This is a genomic window from Bacteriovorax sp. BSW11_IV (assembly GCF_000447755.1).
Classification (GTDB): Bacteria; Bdellovibrionota; Bacteriovoracia; order Bacteriovoracales; family Bacteriovoracaceae; genus BSW11-IV.
This window is the reverse complement of record NZ_AUNE01000005.1, coordinates 1-26,594: the sequence shown is the minus strand read 5'-3', so window position 1 is coordinate 26,594 and position 26,594 is coordinate 1. Positions and strand designations below refer to the sequence as shown.

The following is a 26,594-nucleotide window of genomic DNA, read 5'->3' as shown; positions in this document are numbered from 1 at the left end:
CTCAATCAAACTAAGCTTTATTGGCCTCAGCTTGAAGTTGTTTAGCTTTTTCCTTAACCATTTCAAGGTTACCTTGTAGGTAGAACGCTTGCTCAGGTAGATCATCAACTTCACCATTAAGGATTGCTTTGAATCCAGAAATAGTGTCTTCGATTGAAACGAATTTTCCTGGGTTACCAGTAAATTGCTCAGCAACGAAGAATGGTTGAGAAAGGAATTTTTCAATCTTTCTAGCACGAGCTACAACAACTTTATCTGTTTCAGAAAGTTCATCCATACCAAGAATCGCGATAATATCTTGAAGTTCTTTGTACTTTTGAAGAATCTGTTGAACTGAACGAGCTGTATTGTAGTGTTCGTCACCAAGAATTGCTGGAGTCAGAATTGTTGATGATGAACTTAGTGGATCTACTGCTGGGTAAATACCTTTTTCTGCAATTGATCTTGAAAGTTCTGTAGTTGCATCTAAGTGAGCAAATGTTGTTGCTGGAGCAGGGTCAGTATAGTCATCCGCAGGAACGTATACGGCCTGGATAGATGTAATTGAACCATGCTTAGTAGAAGTAATACGCTCCTGCATAGCACCCATTTCAGTACCTAGAGTTGGTTGGTAACCTACCGCTGAAGGAATACGTCCTAGAAGGGCAGAAACCTCAGAACCAGCTTGTGTAAATCTGAAAATGTTGTCTACGAAGAAAAGTACGTCTTGTTTTTCTTCATCACGGAAATATTCAGCAACAGATAGACCTGTTAGAGCAACACGTGCACGGGCACCTGGTGGCTCATTCATCTGTCCGTAAACCAGAGCTGTCTTAGTGATAACGCCTGATTCACTCATCTCATCATAAAGGTCACGACCTTCACGAGTACGCTCACCTACACCAGCGAATACAGAGAAACCACCGTGTTGAGTAGCGATGTTGTTAATAAGCTCCATAATAAGAACTGTTTTACCTACACCGGCACCACCAAATAGACCAATCTTTCCACCTTTTAGGTATGGAGCAAGAAGGTCAATAACTTTGATACCTGTGAAGAATGCTTCTGCTTTTGTCGAAAGGTTTTCGAACTCAGGAGCTGGTCTGTGAATAGAGTAAGATTTCTTGTTACCGATTTCTCCTCTTTCGTCGATCGCTTCACCAACTACGTTGATAATACGACCTAGACATTCACGTCCTACTGGCGCTTGAATTGGAGCACCTGTATCTGTAACAACTAGACCACGAGAAAGACCTTCAGAAGCGTCCATCGCGATTGTTCTTACTAGGTTGTCACCAAGGTGTTGAGCAACCTCAAGAACAAGGTTGTTTTCCTTGTCGTTGATCATTTTGTTTGTAACAGTTAGGGCGTTGTAGATTGCTGGAATTTTTCCGTTTGGAAATTCAACGTCTACTACTGGACCCATAACTTGCTTAATAATCCCTGTGTTAGCTGACATCATTATGCTCCTTAACCGTTGAGAGATTCTGCACCAGACACAACTTCGATTAGCTCAGTTGTAATGGCCGCTTGTCTCAACTTATTCATTTTCAATGTTTGACTTCTAATTTCTTCTTTACAGTTTCCTACGGCACTATCCATAGCTGTCATACGTGAACCATGTTCAGCAGCAACAGCGTCTAACATACAAGTCCATAAAGTACTAGTGTATGCTTCTGGAATTAGTGTATCCAAAATAACTTCAGGTGACGGTTGGTACTTGAAATCAAATGGATATTTTTCTTTAAGTTCTTCTCTAACTTTTTCATCCATAGAAAGAGGAAGAATTTGCTTAACAGTAGGGATAAAAGAAATTGCTGATTCGAATACGTTGTAAGCAACATAAACTTTACCAACTTCTTTTGTCTTGAACATAGCTGCTAGCTCATTTCCAATAGATTGAATTTCAGCAAAAGATGCATCCGCTTTATCAAACGTGAATGTCTTTCCTGAATTTACTTCTTTTTGGATAAGCTCTTTTACTTTTCTACCAACGTAATAAACTTTGATGTCTTCATTTGAAGCTGTTACAAATTTCTTAACTTCTTTTGCAAGTTGAGAGTTGTAACCACCACAAAGACCTTTGTTAGCAGAAATAACTAAAAGAACCGAGTGCTTACTATCGTTACCTTCTAAGTACTCATGCGAATAATCTTGAACAAGAGCTGATACAGTTTTGATTGTATCTTCAAGCTCAAGAGCATAAGGACGTGCACTTTGAATCGCTTGCTGAGCTCTGTTCAACTTTGCAGCTGAAACAAGCTTCATGGCCTGCGTGATTTTCAAAGTACTTTTCGTACTCTTAATTTTCTTTTTTAGTTCTTTAATATTTGCCATATGGCCCCTCAATCACTTTAAAGAGCCCGGTTTATTTCGGGCCCTTCGAAGATAATTAGTATTTTTTAGTAGCTACGAATTCTTTAATGATTTCTACAAGCTTACCTTCATTAGCACCTTCGATTACTTTTGCAGCTCTTACGTCTGTCATAAGTGAAGCGTGCTTAGAGTTTAGGTGCTCAAGAAGATCTTTTTCACATTCTCTAATTCTTGCTACAGGAACTTCGTCTAGAAGACCTTTAGTTGCAGCGTAAATTACAGCTACTTGGTCTAATACGTCCATTGGTTGGTATTGACCTTGCTTAAGAAGTTCAACTAGTCTCTCACCTTTGCTCAATTGCTTTCTAGTTGTAGCATCAAGATCTGAACCGAAAGCAGCGAATGCTTGAAGTTCACGGTATTGAGCTAGATCTAGACGAAGAGTACCAGCAACTTTTTTCATAGCTTTAATCTGAGCAGAACCACCTACCCTAGAAACTGAAAGACCTACGTTTACTGCTGGTCTGATACCAGAGTTGAAAAGGTCTGACTCTAGGAAGATCTGTCCGTCAGTAATAGAGATAACGTTTGTTGGAATATATGCAGAAACGTCACCTTCTTGAGTTTCAATAACTGGAAGTGCAGTTAGTGAACCTGCTCCAAGATCATCAGAAAGCTTACAAGCTCTTTCTAGAAGTCTTGAGTGAAGATAAAATACGTCCCCTGGGAAGGCTTCACGGCCTGGTGGACGTCTAAGAAGAAGTGACATCTGTCTATAAGCTTGTGCTTGTTTTGTTAAGTCATCATAGATGATAAGCGCGTGCTTACCAGCATCTCTATAGAACTCACCCATTGTACAACCTGTATATGGAGCAAGGAATTGAAGAGGAGCTGTATTTGAAGCAGTTGCAGATACGATGATTGTATAATCAAGAGCACCAGCATCTTTTAGTTTTTGTTGTACTTGACGTACTGTTGATTGCTTTTGTCCTACAGCAACGTAGATACAAACAACATCTTTTCCTTTTTGGTTGATAATCGTATCTAGTGCAACAGCTGTCTTACCAGTTTTACGGTCACCAATGATAAGCTCACGCTGACCACGGCCAATTGGAATCATAGAGTCGATTGCTTTAAGACCAGTTTGCATTGGCTCATGAACAGGCTTTCTTGCAATAATACCTGGAGCTTTAATTTCAACTTGTCTGTACTCAGTTGCGCGGATTTCACCTTGACCATCAATAGGCTCACCAATAGCGTTAACTACGCGACCAAGAAGAGCGTCACCAACTGGAACTTCAACGATTTTTTCAGTTCTTTTTACAGTTGATCCTTCTCTAATATTTGGGTCTTCCCCTAGTACAGCAATACCTACGTTGTTTGCTTCTAGGTTTAGAACCATTCCTTTAGTTCCTGTTTCAAATTCTACTAGCTCACCGGCCATAACGTTTTTAAGACCGAAAGCACGGGCAACACCGTCACCGATAGTTAGAACTGTTCCAACTTCATCAACTTTTAATTTTGTTTCGAAATTAGCAATTCTATCCTTAATGATGCTCGTAATTTCTTCTGGGTTCATTGACATCTTGTACCTCTACTCGTGGTTAAGAAATTAATTATTTAATACTGTTTCTTTAAATTTTTCTAATTGGTTATCTAATGAAGCATCTAGTTGTAGATCTTCAACAGTTACTCTGTAACCAGCAGTGATTGACTCGTTCTTTACATACTTAAGTTCAGCACTGATTCCAGCTTTATCTTTTAGATAAGTTATCATTTTGTTTTTGAATTCGTCAGATACTTGATCTTCACTTCCTTCAATTGTTCCTCTTAGGAAACCTTTCTCATGATCATCAATAACGATCACGTCTTTGAAAACCAGTGGGAAAAGGTTCATTCTCTTTTCACCGATAAGGAACGCAACAAACTTTTGAACAAGATCTGAAGTGTTAATCTTGGCCATAACTTTTTTCGCCACATCTAATTTTTCTTCAACAGTAAACACGTCTAAGAAAAGTAGCGTCTCAAGATCGCCAGATTTATTAATGAGTTCACTTAGGTCTGTAAGTTCTTTAGCAACATCAATCTTTGATTCTTTACCAAGTTCGATGATTGCTTTAGCGTAGGCCTTAGAAACGTTTTGTTCTTTCATCTCTCACCCATTATTAAAGTTCAGCAACAAGTTTCTTCGTTGCTTTTTCTTTGTAATCTTTATTTTCTGAAATTTTATTTTTTGCTTTAGTAATTACTTCATTAACTAGAGCTTCATTTAGATTCTTAAGAAGAGAATTTTTTTCACTCTCTAGTTTAAGAATTGAATCTTTTTGCATTTTTTCAAGTTGAGCAGCAGTTTCCTTAGCTACATTTTCCTTGAATACAATTTCATCTTTTTGAATGTCTTCGTTAATTTTTTGAATCTCTGATTGTAATGAATTCATTTTCTTTTCATACATATCAAGTTTGATTTGAGCTTCTTTATCTTTACCTTCAGCATATGTATAAAGTTCTTTAACTTTAACAGCGTTTTCACTGAACATTTTCTTCATTGGCCCTTTGATAGCAAGAAAGATAATTCCAGCGAATACAACAAAGTTAAGAGCTGGGATAACAAGATCTGTTAAATGACCTCCACCACCAGCAGCGTATGCATTAGATAGAAGAATAGATAAAACTAGTAATGTCTTCTTCATGACCCACCTATTATTAATTTGTAAGTTTAGTAATTAGATCGTTTGCAAGAGCGTCTGCATTAGCAAGAACTTCTTGTCTCTTTTGCTCAACTTCATTCGCAAATTGTTGTGCTTTCGCTTCAATTTCAGAATTAAGTTTTGCTTCTTCTGCTTTAAGCTTTTGCTTTTCAACACCAAGAACTTCTTCTTTTACTTTGCTTAGTTTTGAAAATGCTTCAGACTGCGCATTGTTGATTTTTTCTTTGTATGACTTAGCTAGATTTTCAGCTTCAATAAATTTCTTATTTGCATTCTCTTCAAGCTTAGTCGTTTTACCTTCTCTAAGTTCAAGAACTTCTTGAAGCTTTCCGAAAAGTAAATTTCTCAAAACGAGATAAAGAATACAGATGATGATAAATTGTGTGAAAACAGTGCTGTCAACACCAAGTGACTTAAAAATACCAATAATAGTATCCATAAAGGCCTTACTCCATAGATTAGATGCATCTTACGAATTCGAGTTTAATGAATAAACTTACGGGCAAAATTCGTCAAGGTATTTCGGTCCTACGCATTGGTTTTTATAATTGTTCAAAATATTTTGTTTGATTAATTGCGCAACTATTTGCTGTCGTGCATCTTAGTCGTACCGTGGAAAATAACGCCTTCCTCAACAATTAAACTTGGTGTTGTAATTGTGCCCTCAAATCTTGCCGGTTTAATGATTTCAACCCTTGAGCTGGCCTTTACATTACCCTTAACCGTACCACTGATTAGAATGACGTTTGCGTTGATATCTGCGTTAATAATGGCACCCTCTGACACGATAACTGTGTCATTAGAAAAGATACTTCCGTTTACTATTCCAGCAATACGAGCAACACCGTTAAAAGAAAGATTTCCTTCAAACTTACATCCCTCTTCAATGATCGCTGAAATTTCACCTTTATCCTTGGCCATTATTCCCTCAAATTGATAGTGGTCCGATAGGACCACTTTTTTTGATTTTTTGGTCCTATGGGACCACTTTATATTTTGCCCCTATAGAACCAGTTCAGTGGTTCTATAGGACCATATGAGTTTATCTATTTAAAAGAAACTCGTAAATATCATTAAACTCAGCTTCGTTGCTGAAGTTCAACATAACTTGTCCGCCACCCTTTTTATTCGATTTGATAGCAAAGTGGAATCCAGTTTTTTGTTCAAGCTTTTGCTTATACTGATCAAGCTTTTCTTCGAAATATACATTTCCATCAGCTTCTTTTTTAGCGACAACTCTGGCCTTCAAAAGTTTCTCAGTTTCACGAACAGATAAATTCTTAAGAGCTGCTTCATGTGCTACACGAATACACTTCTCTCTTTCTTTAACTGCCGCAAGTAACTTAGCGTGACCGAATGATAATTCTTCTTTTTGAAGTAATTCAATTACGTCTCTTGGAAGTTTTAGTACTCGTAGAAAGTTAGCTACTGTAGATCTTTCTTTTCCAAGTTTCTTTGCAACTTCTTCTTGAGTAAGTTTGAAATCATCCATTAATTGATAATAAGCTAGGGCCTCTTCAACACAGTTTAGGTCACTACGTTGAACGTTTTCGATAATAGACATTACCATCTTGTCTTTATCTGTAGCTCTTTTAATTACAACTGGAACTTTTTCGTAACCTGCTCTTTTAGCAGCACGAAGTCTTCTTTCCCCTGCGACTAGTTCAAAACCTTCATCCGTTTTTACTACAATCAACGGCTGAATAATTCCATTTTCTTTAATCGATTCAGAAAGTTCTTCTAACTCTTTTTCTTTAAAGATTTTTCTTGGTTGATTCGGATTAGTAATAATCGAAGCAACATCAATCATATATGGAGAATGATCTTCTTCTTTTTTTGTTGGCTCAGCAACGACAGATGCTTCTGCTTGTTCAGCAGTGAACTCTTCATCTAATGCCATCTTTGCTTTCAATGCATTAGTGTAATCAGTATTTGATCCACCAATTAGTGAAGCAATTCCCTTTCCTAGAGCAACTTTCTTGGCCATGTCTCTCTCCTAATTCTACAGTTGTTGTTGGCTAAAACTCTCATGTGTCGAAGGAATTGCCGGAGGCACTTCTCTTTGAACTGGAGTGTTTGCGACATTAACGGCCTGTGCTCTACTTCTTAGAATTAATTCCTTGGCCAATGCTAAATAGGCTTCACTGCCTTTTGATTCAATATCGTAAAGAATAATTGGCTTACCAAAACTTGGACATTCAGCAAGCTTAACGTTTCTTGGAATAACTGTTTCAAAAACTTTGTCTGCAAAGTGTTTTCTAATTTCACCAGCAACTTGCTTGTGAAGTGATGAACGTGCATCAAACATAGTTAGAAGGATACCTTCCATTTCTAGTCTTGGATTTAATGAAGCTTTGATAAGCTTCACTGTATTCACAAGCTGAGCAAGTCCTTCCATTGCAAGATATTCTGTTTGCATAGGAACAATAAATGTATCAGCTGCATTTAAAGCATTAACTGTAAGCAGACCAAGTGATGGAGGACAATCGATAATGATAAAATCATAATCGTCAGAAACTTCCATTAGAGCGACTTTTAGTTTCGCTTCTCTTGCAAATAAACTTACAAGTTCAATTTCAGCACCAGATAGATTGTTATCAGATGGACAGATATCAAAGTATGGTAGTTCAGTTTTATAAATAGCATTTTTAATATTGGCTTCACCAATAAGTGCATGATAAATATTGCACGCAGTATGCTGCGCTGAGTCTAAACCAACACTAACAGAACCATTCCCCTGAGGATCAAGATCAATGATTAATGTTCTCTTCTCAGCAACTGCTAAACAAGCAGCAAGATTAATGGCCGAAGTTGTCTTACCAACCCCGCCTTTTTGGTTCATCATAGCAATAATTTTAGCCATTTAGATCCCCCAAAGTGATCAATTGATGTTCAAATTTCTTATATTAGGATTAAAGTAAGTCAGTGAGTTTGACAAGGTCTTTCTGCTTATTTTTTTGTAATCTTTTGATTAATGTTCCACGTAGAACATTTCTGTTTTTGAATCCAACTAACATACGTCCTTCTGTACCAGGTAGATCATAGTACTTCTCTTCTATTAGTTCCCAATACCTCATGATCTTTTCTAAATTCTCTAGTTCATAAAAGTTGGGACCTTTGTAGAAGAACACGTATAAATTCTTATCTGAAATTAACAAAGGAAGAAAGTCTTCAACTTTACCAACGGCCTTCAATGTTACAACAGCATCGCAGTCAAAGTAGACATTCTCTACACGTTGGTGAAGAGCTTTAACATTTGTAAGACCAAGTTCATCAGCAATAGATTGAACCGCCTTTGCCTTCTTACCTCTTGCTTCAAATCCAACTGACTTTAACTCGGGTACAGCTTTAGCAATTGGTAGTAATGGAAAACCTCCACCGAACCCTACATCAACATGGACACCAGTTCTCTGCAGGGCCTCGACAAATACATCACTCTGCTCCAAAGGTAGAACTGAATCAACAATCTGCTTCATATAAAAGTCTTCTTCTGATTCAATTCTTGTTAAGTTAAGTCCTGCCAGCCTACCAGTTAGTATTGCCAGATATTGTTTTGCAAATTCTTTCATTAAATTATATTTCCTGCTACATAGGCCAAGGTTGCTGGCCTAATTCCATCTATCTTCTGAAGAGCGCCAAAAGTCTCTGGCCTAATCTCTTTTATTCGTTGTTTGCACTCATAAGAAATATTTCCCGACTCAACGAGCTTTTGCCAGTCAATATTCATAGATGCAAGTCTATTTACTCTTTCGTTCTCACTATTCGCTCTTTGAATATATCCTTCGTACTTAATCCCAATTGCCACAGTTCGAACGACATTATCATCAAAAAGAAGTCCTTTATTGAGCAACTCCCTCTTTAAAGTCTCATACGGGTCTAGTTGAGATCTTTTAATGAGCTCAAACATAAACGTATTGGTATCCAATGGGCCATAATTGTTTTCAGAAAAGTACTGCTTTGTTTCAGCGCTTATTCTATAGACAAATTTTTTACAGACATTCCAAAGAAGATCATATTGTCGAATGTATTCATCCAAGTAAATATCAAGCGTATCATTCAAACCAAAACTTCTACGATAATTATAAAGACGAACAAGTGTATTATCCTCTCTTACATAAAGACGGTTTTCATTTCTTGCCGTAAACAATCTATAAGGCTCATCTCTCTTAGATGAGACCAAGTCCTCGATCATAACACCAATATAAGTATCATCTCGAGACAACACGAACTTTTCTCTCCCCAACACACTTAGAGAAGCATTAATTCCTGCAATAATTCCCTGACCAGCAGCTTCTTCATAACCGCTAGTACCATTAACCTGGCCAGCAAAATACAAACCAGGGATATCAATGTATTCAAGGCCTAGATTAAGCTTTGATGTATCCACTACGTCATATTCAACCGCATAACCATAGACCAAGATCTCAACATTCTCTAGACCATCAATTGTTCTAAGAAATTCAAGCTGAACTTCTTTTGGAAGTGAAGTTGATACACCATTTGGATAGACTGTTTGGATATCTAGTCCCTCAGGCTCAATGAAAACATGGTGACTATTTCTTTCTGGGTAACGGAAGGCCTTATCTTCAATCGATGGACAGTAACGTGGACCAATTCCCTGTATTTGACCATTGAAGATCGGGCTTCGCTCTTTATTATCTCTAATTATATCTAATGTTGTTTGATTTGTTCTTGTTAAGAAACAAGACACCTGACGTGAATTGCGACTTAATGGATCCGATAGACAACTAAAGTTTCTAGCTCTTTCGTCACTTGCCTGCTCTTCCATCACTGAATAATCAATAGTGGCCTTATCCAATCTTGCGGGTGTTCCTGTCTTAAATCTTTTACCAAGAGTTTCTACTTTGGAAAATATACTCGAAAGGCCTGGTGATTTTTGACAATCAACTCTTCCACCTTCAACCTGCTCTTCTCCAGTATGAAGCTTCCCATTTAGAAAAGTACCAGTTGTGACGACTACTTTTTTCGAAAAAATAGCCTCATCATCTGTAGTAACGATAAAGCCACCATCAGCGTCGACTATAGACAAGACCAACTTACGAATAACTTCAATATTTGTAACCTGAGAAACATACTCTTCAGCGTATTGACTATAAAGCTCTTTATCAACTTGAACTCTAGTCGATTGAACAGCGTACCCCTTCGATTCATTTAAAATACGGTATTGAATGCCGGCCTTATCAGCTAGCTTACCCATTAATCCACCGAGAGCATCGATCTCTCTCACGACTTGACCTTTGCCAACCCCGCCAACAGCAGGATTACAAGGTGCAGATGCTAGACCAACACCTGGAATTGTAACGATGGCCACTTTCAACCCAAACTGGGCAGAAATCCAAGCCGCCTCAACACCAGCGTGACCACCACCAATGATAGTTACGTCAAATTGTTTCATGCTTCCCCATTGTTCCACGTGGAACAAAAGAATAAAAAAGTTCTACGTGGAACATTTTCTAGTCCAAATACGAAAAAAAGTCCATAACTATTTAAAATTCTATAGATTCTACTTACCAATACAGAAATTAGAGAAGATATTATTTAAAACATCCTCTGGTCTAATAATTCCAATTAGTTGTGCAACGGAAACTCCAAGAACATTCATCTCAGACGAGAGAATGGCGATATCATCCACTTCAGACATAAGTTCTTGAAAATAAACAGATTTACTATAAATGTCTTTTATTGACTCACGATGCCTATCGAGTAGTATCGGATTAGAAACAGTTAAGTCTTTGAATTTATATGAAATATCGCTCTTCAATGCGATTACTGGTTCTATAGGACCAAAAACAGATGCTGGTTCTATAGGACCAACTTTTTCAACTGGTCCCATAGGACCATTATTATCTACATCATTTTGTGGTTCTATAGGACCAAAAAAATATTCTGGTTCTATAGGACCAGAAGAATTTAATGAGCAGAACACACCTTTTTTAAACTTGGGAATCTTAGTCAAAACGGCTTTGTAATCGATCTTTTCAGCATCTGCATGCGTGATAAATAAATAATCAAAAACAATATCAGATGGAAGTTTATTGAATTCGTTATAATCTGTTTCAAGAGGATTTATAACCAAAATTTTAAAAAAAGCTCTTCTTAAAACTTCAAAAGTTCTATCGATACCGATCTTTTCTACATAATCTTCTGTTTCACGAATACCAGCAGTATCGACAAGCTTATAATTTACATCATCAATAAATACATATTCACTTACATAATCGCGAGTTGTCCCAGCGATATTTGAAACAATGGAGCGGTTGTTGTCTAAGAGTAAATTGAATAAAGAACTCTTTCCCGCATTAGTCTGACCAACCAGTACGATTTCTGGGGATTGTAGACTATTAACATTTCCAATTGTTCTGTTATGCAATGACTTAATCAAAGTGAAAAAACTATTGAATGAGCGCTTTAAAAATGCAGCCGACTCATCCTCCCCTACATCCTCAGCAAAATCGATATTAATCTCAATAGCTGACTTCAATTTCATGTAGAGATCATAAAGCTTTGTGTACTCTTCAAAGAGTGCGCCTTGAAGAGTCGATAATCCTTGTTGCAGCATAAGGCCAGAATTGGCATTTAAAAGCAAGTCAAGGCCTTCAACCTGGGCAAGTGTAAGCTTTTTATTTAAAAGCGCTCTATACGTAAATTCACCCTCGTGAGCGGCCCTAAATTTACCAGAGTCGATAAATAATCTTATAATTCGAGAAATATTGATTTGATTACCGTGAACACCAAGTTCAAGAATGTTTTCCCCATTATAAGAGTTTGGACCCTTAAAATAAGTCACGACAATGCTATCCAAAACAACTGCGCCACTAAGAATATTTGTGTAATGGGCATATCTTGGTTTTAAATTTGAAATATCTGTACTGAAGAATTCTTTTAAATCAGAAAGAGATTTAAATCCAGAGAGACGAATAAGCCCAATTGCTGTGTTTGACAGAGTGCCAGTTGAACATGCAATTATGGGCTTATCATCGTAAAAAATCATTATTCAGCTGATTTATAAACGTATAACTGTTGAGCAATACCAAAAACAGTTGAAACAAAAATATAAAGGTTAAGACCTGCAGGTAGATCTTTCATCATAAAACAAAAGATCAATGGCATGATGTACATAATCTTTTGTTGATTAGGATCAGCAGAAGCAGATGGATTCAACTTAGTTTGTCCAAACATAGCAATCCCCATAAGAACAGGGAGTACATAGTATGGGTCTTTTTGACTTAGGTCGAAAATCCATAAGTAGAAAGGTGCTCCAACAAGTTCAACTGCATTATAAAGAACTTGATAGAACGCGAAGAAAACTGGCATTTGAAGAATTAATGGAAGACAACCTCCAAGTGGGTTGGCACCGCTTTTCTTGAAAAGCTCCATTGTCTCTTTTTGCATTCTTGCTGGATCATCTTTGAATTTTTCTCTTAGTTTTTGCAGTTCTGGCTGAACTTTTTGCATCTTCTTCATACTCTTGAAAGACTTGTATTGAAGAGGGAACATTAACATTCTGATAACAAAAGTTAGAACGATAATTGCAAGACCATAATTTCCTACGTAGTTATAGAAAAATTGAAGTCCACGAAGAATTGGAACAGCAATAATTCCAAAGAAACCGAAATCAACTGAAAGCTCAAGCTTGTCTCCGAAGGCCATAAGCTTATCGTAATCTTTTTTCAAAAATACTAAATCTGAATTAAATGCTGTTGTAGGAGTAGTTAACTCTACAAAGAAATCTCCTGATTCATAAGCGTTGAAAACGGCATTAGGCTTATCTTTGAAGATCATTGAGAATAAGTGGTAATTATAATCTACACCGGCCCACTTTAGAGCACCTTCACCTGTTTCAGTCTTACCAACTTTTGCACGTAATACTTTTGAAGAGAAGAAAACAAACTCACGTGACTTGTGATTATTTGTTTCATGTTTTTCGTCATCTGAATTTGTACCGCCAAAGAATAATCTATAACTGTATGCTGCTGTAGAATTAAGTCCAAGATTAACTCGACCATCTTCAGTTAGAGTTAGAATAACTTTTACATTTTGGGCAGGATCAAAACCTTCGACACTCGTTTCTGTAATATTAGAAAACTGAAATTGAAGATCTCTAAAATTCTTTGATTTCTCAGGGGCAACTTGAACTTTGAAAGATTCTTTAGGATGTCCAATTGTGCTTTCGAAATTAAATTGTGAGTTAGAATTTTTAAAATCTTTAATCCTAAGGAAATTGTCAAAAGTGATAGAGTGATTCTCATTTGATAGAGTGATTGTCTGCTCTTCTACAACAACATTAGTATTATTTTCGATTTGTGTGTCTTGCTTTTGGACTACTTCATTCTTAGCGGCTTCAACTTTACGAGTTTCAATCACCTTTTCTTTTGCTAATTCTGTCACGCTTGTCTTTTGTGGAGCAAAGAATAGTTGCCACGTAAACAGGACAAGACCTGCTAGAATAACGAATAAAAAAGTGCGTTTTTGATCACCATTCACGATGAGTATCTCCTTGATTCTTTTGAAAGATTTCACTTTCTACCACAGTAAAAATGGATAGAGAACAAAGGATTATTGATTTTTAGACTTTAAGGCAATTTGATTAAAAATAGAATTTATCGCTTGTTGTAACTGCTCTCTTCCTTCATCTTTTGTCTGGAAAGATTTGAACAAAAAGGGGGAAACAATAACGAGAATATCTTGTCCACAATTTCGAACATCATGAAGTCTAAATGACTCACGAATAGTACGCTTACAGATATTGCGAATATTGGCCTTACCTACTTTCTTAGAAGCAGATATACCCACACGAGATTTATTGACAATAGAATTCACAGACTCTTTTTGCGAGACTTTGAAATAGACTTTTAACCATCTATTTTTTAAGAAGTGACTTTTAGATTTTAGATAATTGAAGTCATTAGCCGACAAAAGCCTGTTTTCCTTCGGAAAGCGATTATCGGCCATACAACTATTACTTAGTACCAGTCTTAACTGTTAAGCTGTGTCTTCCCTTAGCTCTTCTAGCACTGATAACTTTCTTACCACCTGCTGTAGACATACGCTTTAGGAAACCGTGTACTCTAAGTCTTTTCTTTTTCTTTGGTTGCCATGTTCTTTTAGCTGCCATAACTATTTCCTCTTCAACTACAAATTTACATCGAAATTATGAATTAGTACGTTTACACGCAGACACTGGAAAGGTCAATGGCCCTGAGCAAAAAAATCTAAGCGCATGGAAACTTTGGCCATGCAAAAAAACAGGATTTTTTTGGTTGGAAAGTGAATGGGGCCATGCTACAAAATTTTGCCCGATAACCATATATTAAAGTAAGGTCGCTGAGACATGAATCAAAATTTTCCATTCGATCATTTTCTTAAAGCCACATTCGACCAGAACAATTCTAATATTTTCAATAACAAAGAGACAGTAGAAACAACTAAACAAGTTGCTGCTACAGATACGAATGAAGAATTTTTCTCTACAGAAGAACTAAACCTTATTAATGATGAAATTCACAACACATTAAAATCTCTTATCAATGTACAAAAGTATAATGCGTTTTTTAACAATGCTTTAAGCCTAACTAATATTACATTAGACTCACTAGAATTTTCAGTGCCAAGTAATTTAATCAAATCTATGGTTGAAAAAAATAGTGAACAAATTGGTGAAGCTGTTAGAAATGCGCTCGGTAAAGAATATAACATAGTCATTAATGTTTCTGAGCAAGCTGGACCAACTGGCTTCACTTCAAATATTGATAGAAGAGCTCAGGACTACACAACAAATAAGCCAAAAAGCGCAAGAGACGTATCATTCACACTTGATTTAAACCAGTCAAAGAATGACCTACTCACAAAAGTTGAAAGCGTATACATTGATCATATGAATCCAGAGCAACCTGGAATGATCATTGATCCAGTTAAAACATTTGATAACTTTGTTGTAGGACCTTCAAACAACCTGGCCAATGCAGCTGCAATTGCTATTGCAAAAAATCCAGGAAAAGATGGTAAATACCCTTCTTTATATATCTACAGTAACTCTGGACTTGGTAAGACTCACCTTCTCCATGCTGTTGCTAATGGTATTAAAGAGAATTATCCACACTTTGTAATATGCTTAATCACTGCACGTGACTTTATGAAAGAGATGATCGATGCAATGAAAGATAAAAAGCTCCATGAATTCCAAAAAAAGTACTCTGAAAAAGTAGATGTACTAATGATTGATGATATTCATGAACTAAAAAACAAAGAAAGTACTCAAAATGAGTTTTTCCACGTTTTTAATGAGCTTTATAATAAAGGTAAGCAACTTATCTTCACATCGGATAAGGCTCCACATCAAATTGATGGTATCGAGGAAAGAATCAAGACAAGACTTCAATGGGGACTTGTTGTTGATATTCAAAAACCAGATTTAGAGACAAGAATTGCGATTTTAAAAAGAAAGGCCTACGAACTAGATCTGTATGTAACGGACGATATTATTACTCTAGTTGCCTGCCACATTAAAAATAGTATCCGTGAACTTGAAGGGTCACTTGTTAAGTTAAGCGCTTTCAGTGAGATGATGAAAGTTGATATAGACGCGGAAATGGTGAAAGAAATCCTTATGATTAAGGATATCGATACAGACAAAAAGATCACCTTAGAACAAATTGGTAAGATCACTGCTCAGCACTTCAAGATTCATCTTGCTGATCTGAAGTCAAAGTCGCGTACAAAAGATATAGCTCACGCAAGATTTATAGCAATGTACCTATCAAGAAAAATTTTAAATGCTACACAAGAAGAAATTGGTATCTTTTATGGTGGTCGTGATCACAGTTCTGTTGTGCATGCCGAAAAAACAATTGTGAAAAGATTAGAAACGGACATGTCACTTTCTAAAGATGTTATTGCCATCGAAACAAAACTATAAACAAATTATTCACTTATTCATGTAAATAACTCAATGAAAGGGAGGCGGAAGCTTCCCTTTTTTTTTGCTTGTTAAAAAGTTACCCACAAAGATTAATCACTTAACCTAGTTTTCCACGGCCTTGTTTATAACATTAAAGTTTTCCACACGAGGCCGTGGAAAACATATCTCTTTATTAATAGATACTTAGATACAATTTTGGATACTTATCAACATTGTGAATAACTTTGAGGCAGTAATCTTGAGATGTTAAAAAAAAAGTTATCAACATGTTTAAAGAATGTTTATAACTTTTGAAAAAAATAGGATTTATTGGCCCTCTAAAAGGCCGACATTTTTAATCTACTAATAATTTGTGAATTACTTGGGAATAACTGTTTAAATTGTGGATGAAAAAAAGAATATCCGAATTGAGCATTTGCAGCATAGAAGAGTTATTAGAACTATTCATAACTGGAAAAATCGCAAAAACTCGATTACAAAAGGACTTAGAGGTTTTTCAACTTATCAACGGCCTATAATATATAATAAGATTAATATATATATATAAATATATAGAATCATGTATTGATTTGCTGTTTGAATGAAGCTAAAACATTTTAAACTTTCTATTGGGGTGTTCAAATGCGCATTAAGCTGAATAGTGACTCGCTTAAAAGCGGACTTAATAAAATTCTGACTGTCGTAGACAAGAAGAACTCAAGACCTATTTTAACTTACACGTTAATTTCTACGAATACAGATTCAATTGAATTATGTGCAACTGATCTAGAAGTATCAGCAAAAGTAAAAGTTGATGCTGTTGTTGATAACTCTGGGAACTTCTGTGTAAATGCCAAGAATTTATTTGATATATTAAAAGAACTTCCTAACAGTGAAATCGAACTTATTCTTGATACTAGTGAAAATGTCCTAAAATTAAATTGCAATGATATTCACTATTCACTTTTGATCTACCCAAGTGATGAATATCCAAAACTTATTTTTGGAAATGAAAGTTCAAGATTCAATTTACTATCAGACCAATTAATTGAGATCATCAACAAAACTTCGTACGCAATTTCAGACGATGAGACTCGTTTACAATTAAATGGGATCTATCTTCACGAAGTAGAATATAAGCTAAGAGCTGTAGCAACAGATGGATTAAGACTATCACTTGTTGAGACAGATCTTGAGCAAGGAAATATCGATACGCTAATAAATGGGATTATTATTCCAAAGAAAGGTGTATTTGAAATTAAAAAGCTTGCTGAGAATTATCCTGATAAAAAAATTACTATCTCAGTTGATGAATCTTTCATGTATATTAATGCGAATAACGAATACTATTTATCAATTCGTCTAATCGCTAGAGAGTATCCAAAATATCAAGCAATCATTCCAAGTAAGACAACTTATTCAATTACTGTTGAAAAACAAAACTTACTAGACGCCATCAGAAGAATTAAAATTATGGCCAATGAGAAATCAAATGGCGTTCGTATTTTAATTCAAGAAAAGGAAATGACTATTACAGCTAATCACCCATCACTTGGTGACGCTCAAGAGACAATTCCCGTTGAATTCAATGGCAAAGAAATGGAAGTTGGATTTAATGCAAGATTTTTAATCGACACACTTCAAACAATTGATGAAGGTGAAATTTCGATTGAACTTAATAACGAATTAACACCGGTGATTATCAAGTCTAATAATTCTCCTAATTACTTGGGAATTATTATGCCACTTAAGATTTAATTAATGGCGAGTTATAAAATCTCTAAGTTGCAGGTAACTAATTTTAGAAACCTGCAACCAGACATTATCGAATTCTCACCGCAAATCAATTGCATCCTTGGTGAAAATGGAAACGGTAAAACAAATATTCTAGAAGCCGTTTACGTCCTAGCAAATAAAAAATCATTCAGAAAAAATACAAGTTTTCCACAGTACTTGGGAATAGATGGTGAGAAACCTGAGATAATATTTTCATCTGTTTTACACAATGAAGATGAAGAACTTGTGAGTTATTCAGGTAAAATGGAGAATGGTAGTTCTAATTGGTATTTGAATGGCCAACCGACAAAAAGAAAAATTGGTATCAATGTCGTATTTATAAATCCATTTGATTCTTTTTCATTTCATAACACATCATCGTTTAGAAGAAACTGGATAGATACTCACCTATCAATGTTAGACGACCAATATAAAAAAACTCTTTCACGATACAACTCTGCTTTAAAATTTAGAAATACACTCTTAAGCAAAAAACCGAGCAAGTATCTTGAACAGATTAAGGTTATCGATATTGATTTTTCTGAATGTGCAAAAATACTGACAGAAAAGAGAATGCAATTTTTAAAAGAATTGAATCCTTACTGTGGCCAAACGTTTCAACAAGTTTTTTCAGAAGAACATAAATTAGAAATTGTTTTAGATTCTCGCGTCATTGGTCTAACAAGCAAGAATATATATGACATGCTGCAGACAAGACTCGAAAAAGATCAAATAGTAGGTCACACAACCTATTGCGTGCACAAAGATGACTATGTGCTTCTATTCGATGGACTGAATTCTTTCGAATTTTGCTCCTTAGGGCAACAAAAAATGAGCTATCTGAGCCTCTTATTTGCCTATATAGAGCTATTTAGGTATAAATTTAGGGCATACCCTATTGTCTTGATTGACGACGTCTCAGGAGAGCTAGATCGCTTTCGCTGGCAAAAGTTAGTTGAGCATTTGGAAAAAAGCCAATTTCAAGTTTTAATTACCACGGCCAATGAGGCGTTCAAAGAAGAACTCGAAAAAATAAGGGATGCAAAAAAAATAATTATTAAGAGTGGATCAATACTCAAATAGTTTTGAAATTTATTCTATTGAAGGAATAGTTTTACAGTAGGAGCATCCTTGGAAAATCAATCACAACAGTCAATCTCTAAGGTTGGAGAAAAGTATACCGCCGACCAAATTAGCGTTCTAGAAGGTCTTGAAGCCGTTAGAAAAAGACCAGGTATGTATATTGGTGATACATCAACTAGAGGTCTACATCACTGCGTATACGAAATCGTAGATAATGCAGTCGATGAAGCACTAGCAGGTTACTGTTCAGAAATTAAAGTCATTATTCACGTTGATAACTCTGTAACAGTTGTTGATAACGGGCGTGGTATTCCAGTTGATATGCACCCTAAAGAAAAAATATCTGCTGCTGAGCTTGTTTATACAAAGCTTCACGCAGGTGGAAAGTTCAACGAAGAAGGATCTGCTTATAAAGTTTCTGGTGGTCTACACGGTGTAGGTGCCGCAGTAGTTAACGCCCTTTCTAAATGGGTAAAACTAGAAATTAAAAAGGGTGGAAACAAGTATCAAGTTGAATTTGAAAGAGGTGTTTCGAAATACCCACTTAAGCAAGTTAGCGAACTTGAAAATAAGAGTGAAACAGGTACTGCTGTAACTTTTAAACCAGACAATGAAATCTTTGAAGTTCACGAATATAATTACGATACACTCGCGAATAGATTTAGAGAAATGGCCTTCTTAAATAAAGGTTTAAAAATTTCAATCAAAGATGAAAGATCTGAGAAGAAAGACACTTTCCATTTCGAAGGTGGTCTAGTTGAGTTCGTAACATATTTAAATAGAGCAAAAACACCTGTTCATAAAGACCCTATTTATGTTTCTGAATCAAGAGAAGACTATGAAGTAGAAATTTCTATGCAATGGACAGACTCTTATAGTGAAGTTCTTTCTGGTTATGCTAACGCAATTTCAACACCAGGAGGTGGTACACACCTTTCTGGTTTTAAAACTGCACTTACGAGAGTTCTGAATAACTACGCCAAAGAAAATAATCTTTTGAAAGGTATCAACACGAATTTAACAGGTGATGATATGAGAGAAGGTTTGACAGCAATTATTTCTGTTAAACTTCCTGAACTTCAATTCGAAGGTCAAACTAAAGATAAGCTAGGTAACTCAGAAGTTGAAGGGATTGTTAACTCACTTGTTGGTGAGTCTCTAAAAAAATATTTCGAAGAAAATCCAAACACAGCGAAAACAATTATTAGAAAATCTGTTGATGCTGCAGCTGCAAGAGAAGCCGCAAGAAGAGCAAGAGAACTTACAAGAAGAAAATCTGCTCTAGAAATCGGAGGTCTTCCAGGTAAGATGGCCGACTGTCAGGAAAAAGATCCAGCACTTTGTGAAATCTATATCGTTGAGGGTGACTCTGCGGGTGGTTCTGCAAAGCAAGGTCGCGATAGAAAGACTCAAGCTGTACTTCCTTTGAAAGGAAAGATTCTAAACGTTGAGAAAGCTAGATACGATAAAATGCTTTCTAATAATGAAATTAGAATGTTTGTTCAGGCGCTTGGTACTGGTGTTGGTAAAGGTAACTTTGATATTTCAAAATTGAGATACCATAAAATCGTAATTATGACTGATGCCGACGTCGATGGATCTCACATTAGAACACTAATCCTAACTCTACTTTATAGACAATTCCCTGAGCTGATTGAACAAGGTTATATCTATATTGCACAACCACCATTGTATAAATACAAAAAAGGTAGAAAAGAAACTTATATCAAAGACGAGAAATCACTAGAAGAATTCTTAGTTGTTAACTCTGTTGAAGATACAGTTATTTCTGTTGGTGGAGAAGTTATTGATAATGAACAAGCAATGTCTATTATCAAAAAATATAGAAGTTACAATAGAACACTTGAATCTTATGATACTCACTTCGATACTCTACTTCTAAGAAAGATCATTGAAGATTCAAATCTATCTTCTGAATTATTAAAAGATAAAGCGAAGTTAAGCACTGAGCTTGAAACACTTACGAAATATCTGAAATCAATTGAAAATGAAAGTTTGAGAAATTATTCATTTGATATCGAAGAAGATAAAGAAAATGGAACAAACCAAGTAAGAATTTCTGTTAAAACAACAGCTAGAAATAAGAAATTTAAATTAAGCTCTTACTTTCTAGATTCTGCAGAGTTTGCAGATCTTAAAAACTTCTATGACGGAGTTAAAAAATTCACAGGCAAGAAATTTAAAATTGTACGTGAAAAAAATGAAGCAAGAGAATTTGATTCACTATCAGATTTTTCTGACTTCATCATTCAAGATGGAAAGCAAGGAGCTTATATCCAGCGTTATAAGGGACTTGGCGAGATGAACCCAGAACAACTTTGGGAGACAACTATGAATCCTGAAAACAGAACACTTCTTCAAGTTAAGATTGAAGATACTGTTGAAGCAGATCAAGTGTTCTCAGTATTAATGGGAGATCAAGTTGAACCAAGAAGACAGTTCGTTGAAGAAAACGCACTGAATGCAAGAAACCTAGACGTTTAATTAAAGGGATTTTGGTAAGAATATGAGTGATGAAAATAACAATACACCAGAACATAACCACGGAAATATCGCACCAATAGCAATTCAAGAAGAAATGAAAAATTGCTATCTTGATTATGCGATGTCAGTAATTATTGGACGTGCACTTCCAGATGTTAGAGATGGTTTTAAACCAGTTCACAGACGTGCACTATATGCCATGAATACACTTGGTAACTATCACAACAAGCCTTTCTTGAAATCAGCAAGGGTTGTCGGTGACGTTATCGGTAAGTATCACCCACACGGTGACTCTGCCGTATATAATACAATCGTACGTATGGCCCAAGATTTCTCTCTTCGTTATCCACTAGTTGATGGTCAAGGTAACTTTGGTTCAATCGACGGTGATAGTGCTGCGGCCATGAGGTATACTGAGATCAGAATGAAGAAGCTTGCAGAAGAGCTTCTAAAAGATCTTGATAAAGAAACAGTTGATTGGCAACCAAACTACGATGACTCTTTAAAAGAGCCACGCGTTCTTCCTGCAAAAATTCCGAACCTTTTAATTAACGGTTCAGCTGGTATTGCTGTAGGTATGGCGACAAATATTCCTCCGCATAACTTAACAGAAGTTATGAATGCATTAATTGCTCTGACTGAGGATAGAAGTTTAGGAATCGAGGATCTAGTAAGATATATCCCAGGCCCAGACTTCCCTACTGCTGGTGCAATTCATGGAACTGAAGGTATTCGTTCTGCATACCACACAGGAAAAGGTATTATTCAAGTCCGTGCAAAAATGGATGTTGAACAATATGGGAAAGGGCAAGATAGAGAAAGAATTGTTATCTCAGAAATTCCTTATCAAGTTAACAAGGCAAAGCTAATTGAAAAAATAGCTGAACTTGTTAACGATAAAACTCTGGTTGGTATCTCTGATATTCGCGATGAATCTTCTCGTGAAGGTATCCGTATTGCAATCGATCTTAAAAAAGGAGAAATTGCATCGGTAATCATGAACAGATTATACAAAACGACTCAGCTTCAGGTTTCTTTTGGTATTATCTTACTTTCTATTGTTAATGGATCTCCAAAAGTTCTTAACCTAAAAGAAATGCTTGAGTGTTTCATTGACCACAGACGTGAAATTGTAATTAGAAGAACAATTTACGAACTGAAAAAAGCAAAAGAAAGAGCTCATATTTTAGAAGGTTTAAAAGTAGCCGTCGAAAATATTGATGAAGTTGTTGAACTTGTAAAAAAATCAGAAGGTCCAGCAGACGCTAAGACTAAATTAATGTCTCGATTCAAGTTATCTGATATCCAAGCGCAAGCTATTCTGGATATGAGACTACAAAGACTAACAGGTCTTGAAAGAGATAAGATTATTGCTGATTACGATGCCATTATGAAAGAGATTGCTTACTTAGAAAGTATCCTTTCAAGTGAAGAAAAAATTAAGGGCATCATCATTGATGAATTTAAAGAAGTTCTTGAAAAATATGGTGATGAGAGAAGAACAGAAATTATCGCTAAGGCCGATGAGATCAATCTTGAAGACCTTGTAAAACAAGAAGATGTAATCGTAACAATTACACACCAAGGTTATATTAAGCGTTTAACTCTAGACACATATAAAACTCAAAACCGTGGTGGTAAAGGTGTTAAAGGCGCATCACATGATGACGACTTCTTCACAAACGTATTCGTAGCAAATACTCACTCTACTATTCTATTCTTTACAAATAGAGGACAAGTCTTCTCTAAGAAAGTTTATAACGTTCCTGAAGGTTCTCGTACTTCTAAAGGAAGAAACATTGCTAACTTAATTGCAATTCCAAGTGGAGAAACAATTAAAGAGATCATGTGTATTCCTAAAGAGGAAGAAATGGATGGAAAATTCTTAATTATGGCCAGTGAAAAAGGTCTAATTAAGAAAACAGATCTATCTGAATACAAGAAGATTAAACAATCTGGAATTAGAGCAATTAAACTACAAGATGGAGATTCAATCTGTAGTGTAAGAGTGTCTGACGGAAATAAAGACGTTCTACTATGTTCTACATCTGGAAAGATTATTCGTTTCGACGAAAATGATGCAAGACCTATGGGTCGTGTATCTCAAGGTGTAAAAGGTATTACACTTGATGATAATGAAAAAATTATTGGTATGGAACTTATCGACGATAGCGTTGAAATCCTATCAGTAACAGATAATGGGTACGGTAAGCGTACTATGTCTTCGCAGTACAGAAAGCAAAGTCGTGGTGGTAAAGGTATTCTAGCAATGAGATTAACTGATAAAACAGGTGATATTATTGCAATTAAACCAGTTACTGATAAAGACGACCTAATGATCATTACAGATAAAGGTCAAGTTATCCGCACTAAGATTTCTGGAATTTCATTGATGGGTAGAGCAACACAAGGTGTTCGCTTGATTACAGTAAAAGACCAAGAAAAAGTTGTATCGGTTGAGAAAATTGTAGATCCAGAAAATGATGACGAAGTTGTTGAAGAATCAAATTCTTAAAAAATTAATCGGGGTGCTAATTTTTAGCACCCTGGTTACTTCATGTGATTTCACTCCCCGCTTTCATAAAAGAATTCTTTTAGCGCAGGAATATTTAAATAACCAAGATTATAAAAATGCTCTTAATCAATATCGATTGATTCTTAGAGATAATCCTTCAAATGATATCAAGGTTAAAATTCATTATCAGATAGCTGAGATTCTAAGTATAAACTTAGGCAAAAGTTTAGAATCGCTAGAGCATTATAGAAAAGTAAAACAGCTAACTGAAGATCCCTTATGGCTTGTAAAGGCAGAAGAGCGCATTGCTGAAGTTTGCTTCACTTATAAACGCGACTATGAATGTTCATCAGAGAGCTATAAAAAACTAACAGAATTTACTCCCAGATTGAGTCGTTATGATTTTTATGAATATCGTTTGGCCCAAAGTTACTCTCATATGCTTGATTATGAAAAAGCAGAGATCATATTCAATGATATTCAAAAGCGAAGCAATCACGAATATAACACGCGCTCTTTTTATGAGCTTGGCTTAATAAATTTCGAAATGAAAAAATGGAAATACGCCATTGCATTTTGGAAAGAGTATATTAAACGAGAGACGAGAAGAGATAGTATTACACAAGCAAAATTTCTAATGGCCAATGCTTACGAAACAATGGAAAACTTGAAAACAGCATATAATATCTACTATTCAATTCTAGGTGAATATCCTAATACCCAAGTAATTCAAAATAGACTCAATGCAATTTATGCAAGAAGAGTTGCAAGAAAGAGATAATTAATGTTAATTCAAAGCAAATGGGCAAAGGTAGTTGCTCTGGCCTTAAGTCTGCCCTCTACAATTTTTGGATTAGCATTAGTAACTGATGCTCTTATAAAAAGTAACGTTGTGCCAAAGACTTTGGGCTGGTTAATTTTTATTTTAATTATTATAAACTCTATTTTTTTGATGGTTTGGTATGCTCTTCGAGTTAAAGGAAAAGATAAATCTTAAACGATTTTTTCTACTGTCATTTTTATCATTAGCTATAACGCTAGGCTTCTCAAAAAGTCTCGCAGAGATTTACACGATTATAGGTGTTTATATAGCAACACTCGCCTATCTCTATATTTTCTTTTTAGCAGTTGCAGAACTTTTTAGACCATATACGGATAAAAATTATGACAAAAGAAAAGATGGTAAAGGAAAAGTGTTGGGACTTTTCGCGACGAAATTACTCGTTCTCATCATTGCGCTATTATTAGGTGTACAAATCATGGGAAGTCGGATAATAATATGCGTGATTAACTACATTCTTCAGATTTTAATTCTAGGCGTAAGCTTTAAAAAGGGTAAATGAGTTAATGAAATCACTAATTGCATTAATTACATCACTATTATCAATCAACGTATATGCCGCTGGTGGCTTTACTTGGTACAGTTCATTAATCCACAGTCTTCACTTAGACCACTTAGTACATTTCGAACATATCGGAACACTACTTTTAGTTTCTGTGATTACAATAACTGTTGGTCTACTTTATAGATTAAAAATCTCTAAAGTTAAGAATACAATTATTCCTGATTCAACAATTTCTCTAAGAAACATTGTTGAACTATATGGATCATTCATTTATTCACAATGTAACGCAGTTCTTGGGGAACAAGCACCTAAGTACTTTAAGTTCATTTCGACTATCTTTATAATTATTTTCCTTTCAAACGTAATCGGTTTGATTCCAGGATTCCTACCTCCAACTGAAGTTGTTTCTACAACTCTAGCTCTTGGGGTTCTTTCATTCATTTATTACAACATTAAAGGATGTAAGGAATTAGGAACTATTAATTACCTAAAGCACTTCGCAGGTCCACTTTGGTACATGGCGATTCTTATTTTCCCAATTGAGATTCTTTCTAACTTCATTAGACCAATCTCTCTGGCTCTTCGTTTAAGAGGTAACATGATGGGTGACCACATGGTACTTGGAACTTTCTTAAACCTAGAAATTCTGGGAATCAAAGTAGCTTACTTTGGAGCAGCACTTCCGTTCTACTTCTTAGGTCTACTTGTTTGTTTTATTCAAGCTTACGTATTTACAATGCTGACTATGGTTTATATTAGCTTAGCTACTGCTCATCACGATCATGATGAGCACCATGCTCACTAATAGAAGGCCGTCGGCTAATAATTAACTTTTTTCTTTAAGGAGAAAATCATGGAAACTATCGCAATTAAGTACATCGCTTACTTCCTAGCTATGGCTATCGCAGCTTTCGGTGGAACTGCTGCTCAATCAAGAGCTGCTTCTGTTGCTCTAGAAGGTATCGCAAGAAACCCATCTGCAGCTGACAAGATTCAAACTCCAATGATTCTTGGTCTTGCTCTTATGGAATCACTTGTAATCTTCGTTCTTATCTCTGTTTTCCTTGCTGGTTAATTTCAGAGATAGAATTTACAAAAAATTCTGTTAAGAGAGGGAGTCGTAAGACTCCCTTTTTTTTGACCAAATTCTAGTGTGTATAAACTTTAAACACCCCATGAAATCTTTCTAACCTTGCCCCCATAGGACCACTTTTCGCGATATCATTCAAAAAAACCTATGGAGGCCCTAATGAAAAAATTAGCCGTTTTACTTGCAATTTCAATTACTTCACTTTCTTCTCTAGCAATCGTTCCTAGTGATGTGGACTATCTTGTAACTGAAGGTAAGCTTCTAGCAAACGTGGAATATGCCAAAGTATCTGTAGGTCAGCTGGACATTAAACTTTCAGAACTAATTGAAAATATGAATACAAAAGTATCAAACCTTG

The 26,594-nt window shown here is 35.7% G+C and carries 26 protein-coding genes; 11 read left to right on the top strand and 15 right to left on the bottom strand.

What is annotated here, in order from left to right:
• Positions 1-10: 10 nt before the first annotated feature.
• From atpD to rpmH, 15 genes are all read right to left on the bottom strand, one after another.
• Positions 11-1,438 carry a F0F1 ATP synthase subunit beta gene (gene atpD, locus M899_RS01695; protein ID WP_021269654.1) on the bottom strand — a complete coding sequence of 476 codons (1,428 nt, stop codon included), beginning with the start codon at positions 1,436-1,438 and terminating at the stop codon, positions 11-13.
• A gap of 11 nt (positions 1,439-1,449) precedes the next feature.
• Positions 1,450-2,316, bottom strand: a complete 867-nt coding sequence (gene atpG / locus M899_RS01690; protein ID WP_021269695.1) for an ATP synthase F1 subunit gamma — start codon at positions 2,314-2,316, stop codon at positions 1,450-1,452.
• 55 nt (positions 2,317-2,371) lie between these two features.
• On the bottom strand, positions 2,372-3,880 hold the full coding sequence (atpA, locus tag M899_RS01685; protein WP_021269677.1) for a F0F1 ATP synthase subunit alpha: 1,509 nt from the start codon (positions 3,878-3,880) through the stop codon (positions 2,372-2,374).
• Positions 3,881-3,907: 27 nt separating this feature from the next.
• Entirely contained in the window at positions 3,908-4,447 is a 540-nt protein-coding gene (locus M899_RS01680) for a F0F1 ATP synthase subunit delta (protein ID WP_021269643.1), read from the bottom strand.
• Positions 4,448-4,460: 13 nt separating this feature from the next.
• On the bottom strand, positions 4,461-4,985 hold the full coding sequence (locus M899_RS01675; protein WP_021269661.1) for a F0F1 ATP synthase subunit B family protein: 525 nt from the start codon (positions 4,983-4,985) through the stop codon (positions 4,461-4,463).
• A 13-nt stretch (positions 4,986-4,998) separates the two neighbouring features.
• The gene (locus M899_RS01670; protein ID WP_021269657.1) at positions 4,999-5,442 is read right to left on the bottom strand and encodes a F0F1 ATP synthase subunit B family protein; all 444 of its coding nucleotides are present in this window, start codon (positions 5,440-5,442) and stop codon (positions 4,999-5,001) included.
• A 143-nt stretch (positions 5,443-5,585) separates the two neighbouring features.
• Positions 5,586-5,924, bottom strand: a complete 339-nt coding sequence (locus tag M899_RS01665) for a bactofilin family protein (protein ID WP_021269681.1) — start codon at positions 5,922-5,924, stop codon at positions 5,586-5,588.
• Between the two features lie 121 nt (positions 5,925-6,045).
• A complete protein-coding gene (locus M899_RS01660; RefSeq protein ID WP_021269693.1) occupies positions 6,046-6,990 on the bottom strand; it encodes a ParB/RepB/Spo0J family partition protein in 945 nt (314 codons plus the stop codon).
• 15 nt (positions 6,991-7,005) lie between these two features.
• On the bottom strand, positions 7,006-7,866 hold the full coding sequence (locus tag M899_RS01655) for a ParA family protein (protein ID WP_021269662.1): 861 nt from the start codon (positions 7,864-7,866) through the stop codon (positions 7,006-7,008).
• A 49-nt stretch (positions 7,867-7,915) separates the two neighbouring features.
• Positions 7,916-8,572 (bottom strand): 16S rRNA (guanine(527)-N(7))-methyltransferase RsmG, encoded by a 657-nt coding sequence (locus M899_RS01650; RefSeq protein WP_021269689.1) that lies wholly within the window; start codon positions 8,570-8,572, stop codon positions 7,916-7,918.
• Positions 8,572-10,419 (bottom strand): tRNA uridine-5-carboxymethylaminomethyl(34) synthesis enzyme MnmG, encoded by a 1,848-nt coding sequence (gene mnmG / locus M899_RS01645; RefSeq protein ID WP_021269705.1) that lies wholly within the window; start codon positions 10,417-10,419, stop codon positions 8,572-8,574. The genes M899_RS01650 and mnmG overlap by 1 nt, the downstream gene beginning before the upstream one ends.
• 108 nt (positions 10,420-10,527) lie before the next feature.
• Positions 10,528-12,015: a tRNA modification GTPase gene (locus M899_RS01640; RefSeq protein ID WP_021269678.1), complete on the bottom strand. Its 1,488-nt coding sequence runs from the start codon at positions 12,013-12,015 to the stop codon at positions 10,528-10,530.
• Positions 12,015-13,508 carry a membrane protein insertase YidC gene (gene yidC / locus M899_RS17375; protein ID WP_021269687.1) on the bottom strand — a complete coding sequence of 498 codons (1,494 nt, stop codon included), beginning with the start codon at positions 13,506-13,508 and terminating at the stop codon, positions 12,015-12,017. Before yidC ends, M899_RS01640 begins: the two co-directional genes overlap by 1 nt.
• A 72-nt stretch (positions 13,509-13,580) precedes the next feature.
• The gene (rnpA, locus tag M899_RS17370; RefSeq protein WP_052610295.1) at positions 13,581-13,976 is read right to left on the bottom strand and encodes a ribonuclease P protein component; all 396 of its coding nucleotides are present in this window, start codon (positions 13,974-13,976) and stop codon (positions 13,581-13,583) included.
• A 7-nt stretch (positions 13,977-13,983) separates the two neighbouring features.
• Positions 13,984-14,139 (bottom strand): 50S ribosomal protein L34, encoded by a 156-nt coding sequence (gene rpmH, locus M899_RS01625; protein ID WP_021269673.1) that lies wholly within the window; start codon positions 14,137-14,139, stop codon positions 13,984-13,986.
• A 216-nt stretch (positions 14,140-14,355) separates the two neighbouring features.
• Here rpmH and dnaA point away from each other — a divergent pair, with 216 nt between their 5' ends.
• The 11 genes from dnaA to M899_RS01570 form a co-directional block, all read left to right on the top strand.
• On the top strand, positions 14,356-15,939 hold the full coding sequence (dnaA, locus tag M899_RS17365; protein ID WP_021269669.1) for a chromosomal replication initiator protein DnaA: 1,584 nt from the start codon (positions 14,356-14,358) through the stop codon (positions 15,937-15,939).
• A 624-nt stretch (positions 15,940-16,563) separates the two neighbouring features.
• Positions 16,564-17,679, top strand: a complete 1,116-nt coding sequence (gene dnaN, locus M899_RS01615; RefSeq protein WP_021269659.1) for a DNA polymerase III subunit beta — start codon at positions 16,564-16,566, stop codon at positions 17,677-17,679.
• A 3-nt stretch (positions 17,680-17,682) separates the two neighbouring features.
• Positions 17,683-18,780 (top strand): DNA replication/repair protein RecF, encoded by a 1,098-nt coding sequence (locus M899_RS01610; RefSeq protein ID WP_021269700.1) that lies wholly within the window; start codon positions 17,683-17,685, stop codon positions 18,778-18,780.
• Positions 18,781-18,828: 48 nt separating this feature from the next.
• Complete coding sequence (gyrB, locus tag M899_RS01605) at positions 18,829-21,285, top strand: DNA topoisomerase (ATP-hydrolyzing) subunit B (RefSeq protein ID WP_021269684.1); 2,457 nt, start codon at positions 18,829-18,831, stop codon at positions 21,283-21,285.
• A gap of 22 nt (positions 21,286-21,307) precedes the next feature.
• Positions 21,308-23,800: a DNA gyrase subunit A gene (gyrA, locus tag M899_RS01600; protein ID WP_021269696.1), complete on the top strand. Its 2,493-nt coding sequence runs from the start codon at positions 21,308-21,310 to the stop codon at positions 23,798-23,800.
• Positions 23,766-24,581, top strand: a complete 816-nt coding sequence (locus tag M899_RS01595; RefSeq protein WP_155897032.1) for a tetratricopeptide repeat protein — start codon at positions 23,766-23,768, stop codon at positions 24,579-24,581. The genes gyrA and M899_RS01595 overlap by 35 nt, the downstream gene beginning before the upstream one ends.
• A 3-nt stretch (positions 24,582-24,584) precedes the next feature.
• Complete coding sequence (locus M899_RS01590) at positions 24,585-24,797, top strand: hypothetical protein (RefSeq protein ID WP_021269697.1); 213 nt, start codon at positions 24,585-24,587, stop codon at positions 24,795-24,797.
• Complete coding sequence (locus tag M899_RS18490) at positions 24,763-25,143, top strand: hypothetical protein (RefSeq protein ID WP_021269685.1); 381 nt, start codon at positions 24,763-24,765, stop codon at positions 25,141-25,143. Before M899_RS01590 ends, M899_RS18490 begins: the two co-directional genes overlap by 35 nt.
• A gap of 4 nt (positions 25,144-25,147) precedes the next feature.
• On the top strand, positions 25,148-25,951 hold the full coding sequence (atpB, locus tag M899_RS01580; protein ID WP_021269663.1) for a F0F1 ATP synthase subunit A: 804 nt from the start codon (positions 25,148-25,150) through the stop codon (positions 25,949-25,951).
• Positions 25,952-25,999: 48 nt separating this feature from the next.
• Positions 26,000-26,221, top strand: a complete 222-nt coding sequence (locus M899_RS01575; RefSeq protein ID WP_021269646.1) for an ATP synthase F0 subunit C — start codon at positions 26,000-26,002, stop codon at positions 26,219-26,221.
• 174 nt (positions 26,222-26,395) lie between these two features.
• The coding region (locus M899_RS01570; protein ID WP_034727343.1) for a hypothetical protein at positions 26,396-26,594 on the top strand (199 nt) is incomplete at its 3' end.

Coding starts and splice junctions, on each gene's coding strand:
- M899_RS01610 (WP_021269700.1), top strand. CDS start 17,683: ATGGCGAGTTATAAAATCTCTAAGTTGCAGGTAACTAATTTTAGAAAC.
- M899_RS01575 (WP_021269646.1), top strand. CDS start 26,000: ATGGAAACTATCGCAATTAAGTACATCGCTTACTTCCTAGCTATGGCT.
- M899_RS01675 (WP_021269661.1), bottom strand. CDS start 4,985: ATGAAGAAGACATTACTAGTTTTATCTATTCTTCTATCTAATGCATAC.
- M899_RS01655 (WP_021269662.1), bottom strand. CDS start 7,866: ATGGCTAAAATTATTGCTATGATGAACCAAAAAGGCGGGGTTGGTAAG.
- M899_RS01680 (WP_021269643.1), bottom strand. CDS start 4,447: ATGAAAGAACAAAACGTTTCTAAGGCCTACGCTAAAGCAATCATCGAA.
- M899_RS01665 (WP_021269681.1), bottom strand. CDS start 5,924: ATGGCCAAGGATAAAGGTGAAATTTCAGCGATCATTGAAGAGGGATGT.
- atpD (WP_021269654.1), bottom strand. CDS start 1,438: ATGTCAGCTAACACAGGGATTATTAAGCAAGTTATGGGTCCAGTAGTA.
- M899_RS01650 (WP_021269689.1), bottom strand. CDS start 8,572: ATGAAAGAATTTGCAAAACAATATCTGGCAATACTAACTGGTAGGCTG.
- rnpA (WP_052610295.1), bottom strand. CDS start 13,976: ATGGCCGATAATCGCTTTCCGAAGGAAAACAGGCTTTTGTCGGCTAAT.
- atpG (WP_021269695.1), bottom strand. CDS start 2,316: ATGGCAAATATTAAAGAACTAAAAAAGAAAATTAAGAGTACGAAAAGT.
- mnmG (WP_021269705.1), bottom strand. CDS start 10,419: ATGAAACAATTTGACGTAACTATCATTGGTGGTGGTCACGCTGGTGTT.
- M899_RS01660 (WP_021269693.1), bottom strand. CDS start 6,990: ATGGCCAAGAAAGTTGCTCTAGGAAAGGGAATTGCTTCACTAATTGGT.
- atpA (WP_021269677.1), bottom strand. CDS start 3,880: ATGTCAATGAACCCAGAAGAAATTACGAGCATCATTAAGGATAGAATT.
- atpB (WP_021269663.1), top strand. CDS start 25,148: ATGAAATCACTAATTGCATTAATTACATCACTATTATCAATCAACGTA.
- M899_RS01595 (WP_155897032.1), top strand. CDS start 23,766: ATGATGACGAAGTTGTTGAAGAATCAAATTCTTAAAAAATTAATCGGG.
- M899_RS01670 (WP_021269657.1), bottom strand. CDS start 5,442: ATGGATACTATTATTGGTATTTTTAAGTCACTTGGTGTTGACAGCACT.
- M899_RS01590 (WP_021269697.1), top strand. CDS start 24,585: ATGTTAATTCAAAGCAAATGGGCAAAGGTAGTTGCTCTGGCCTTAAGT.
- M899_RS18490 (WP_021269685.1), top strand. CDS start 24,763: ATGCTCTTCGAGTTAAAGGAAAAGATAAATCTTAAACGATTTTTTCTA.
- dnaA (WP_021269669.1), top strand. CDS start 14,356: ATGAATCAAAATTTTCCATTCGATCATTTTCTTAAAGCCACATTCGAC.
- rpmH (WP_021269673.1), bottom strand. CDS start 14,139: ATGGCAGCTAAAAGAACATGGCAACCAAAGAAAAAGAAAAGACTTAGA.
- dnaN (WP_021269659.1), top strand. CDS start 16,564: ATGCGCATTAAGCTGAATAGTGACTCGCTTAAAAGCGGACTTAATAAA.
- M899_RS01640 (WP_021269678.1), bottom strand. CDS start 12,015: ATGATTTTTTACGATGATAAGCCCATAATTGCATGTTCAACTGGCACT.
- gyrA (WP_021269696.1), top strand. CDS start 21,308: ATGAGTGATGAAAATAACAATACACCAGAACATAACCACGGAAATATC.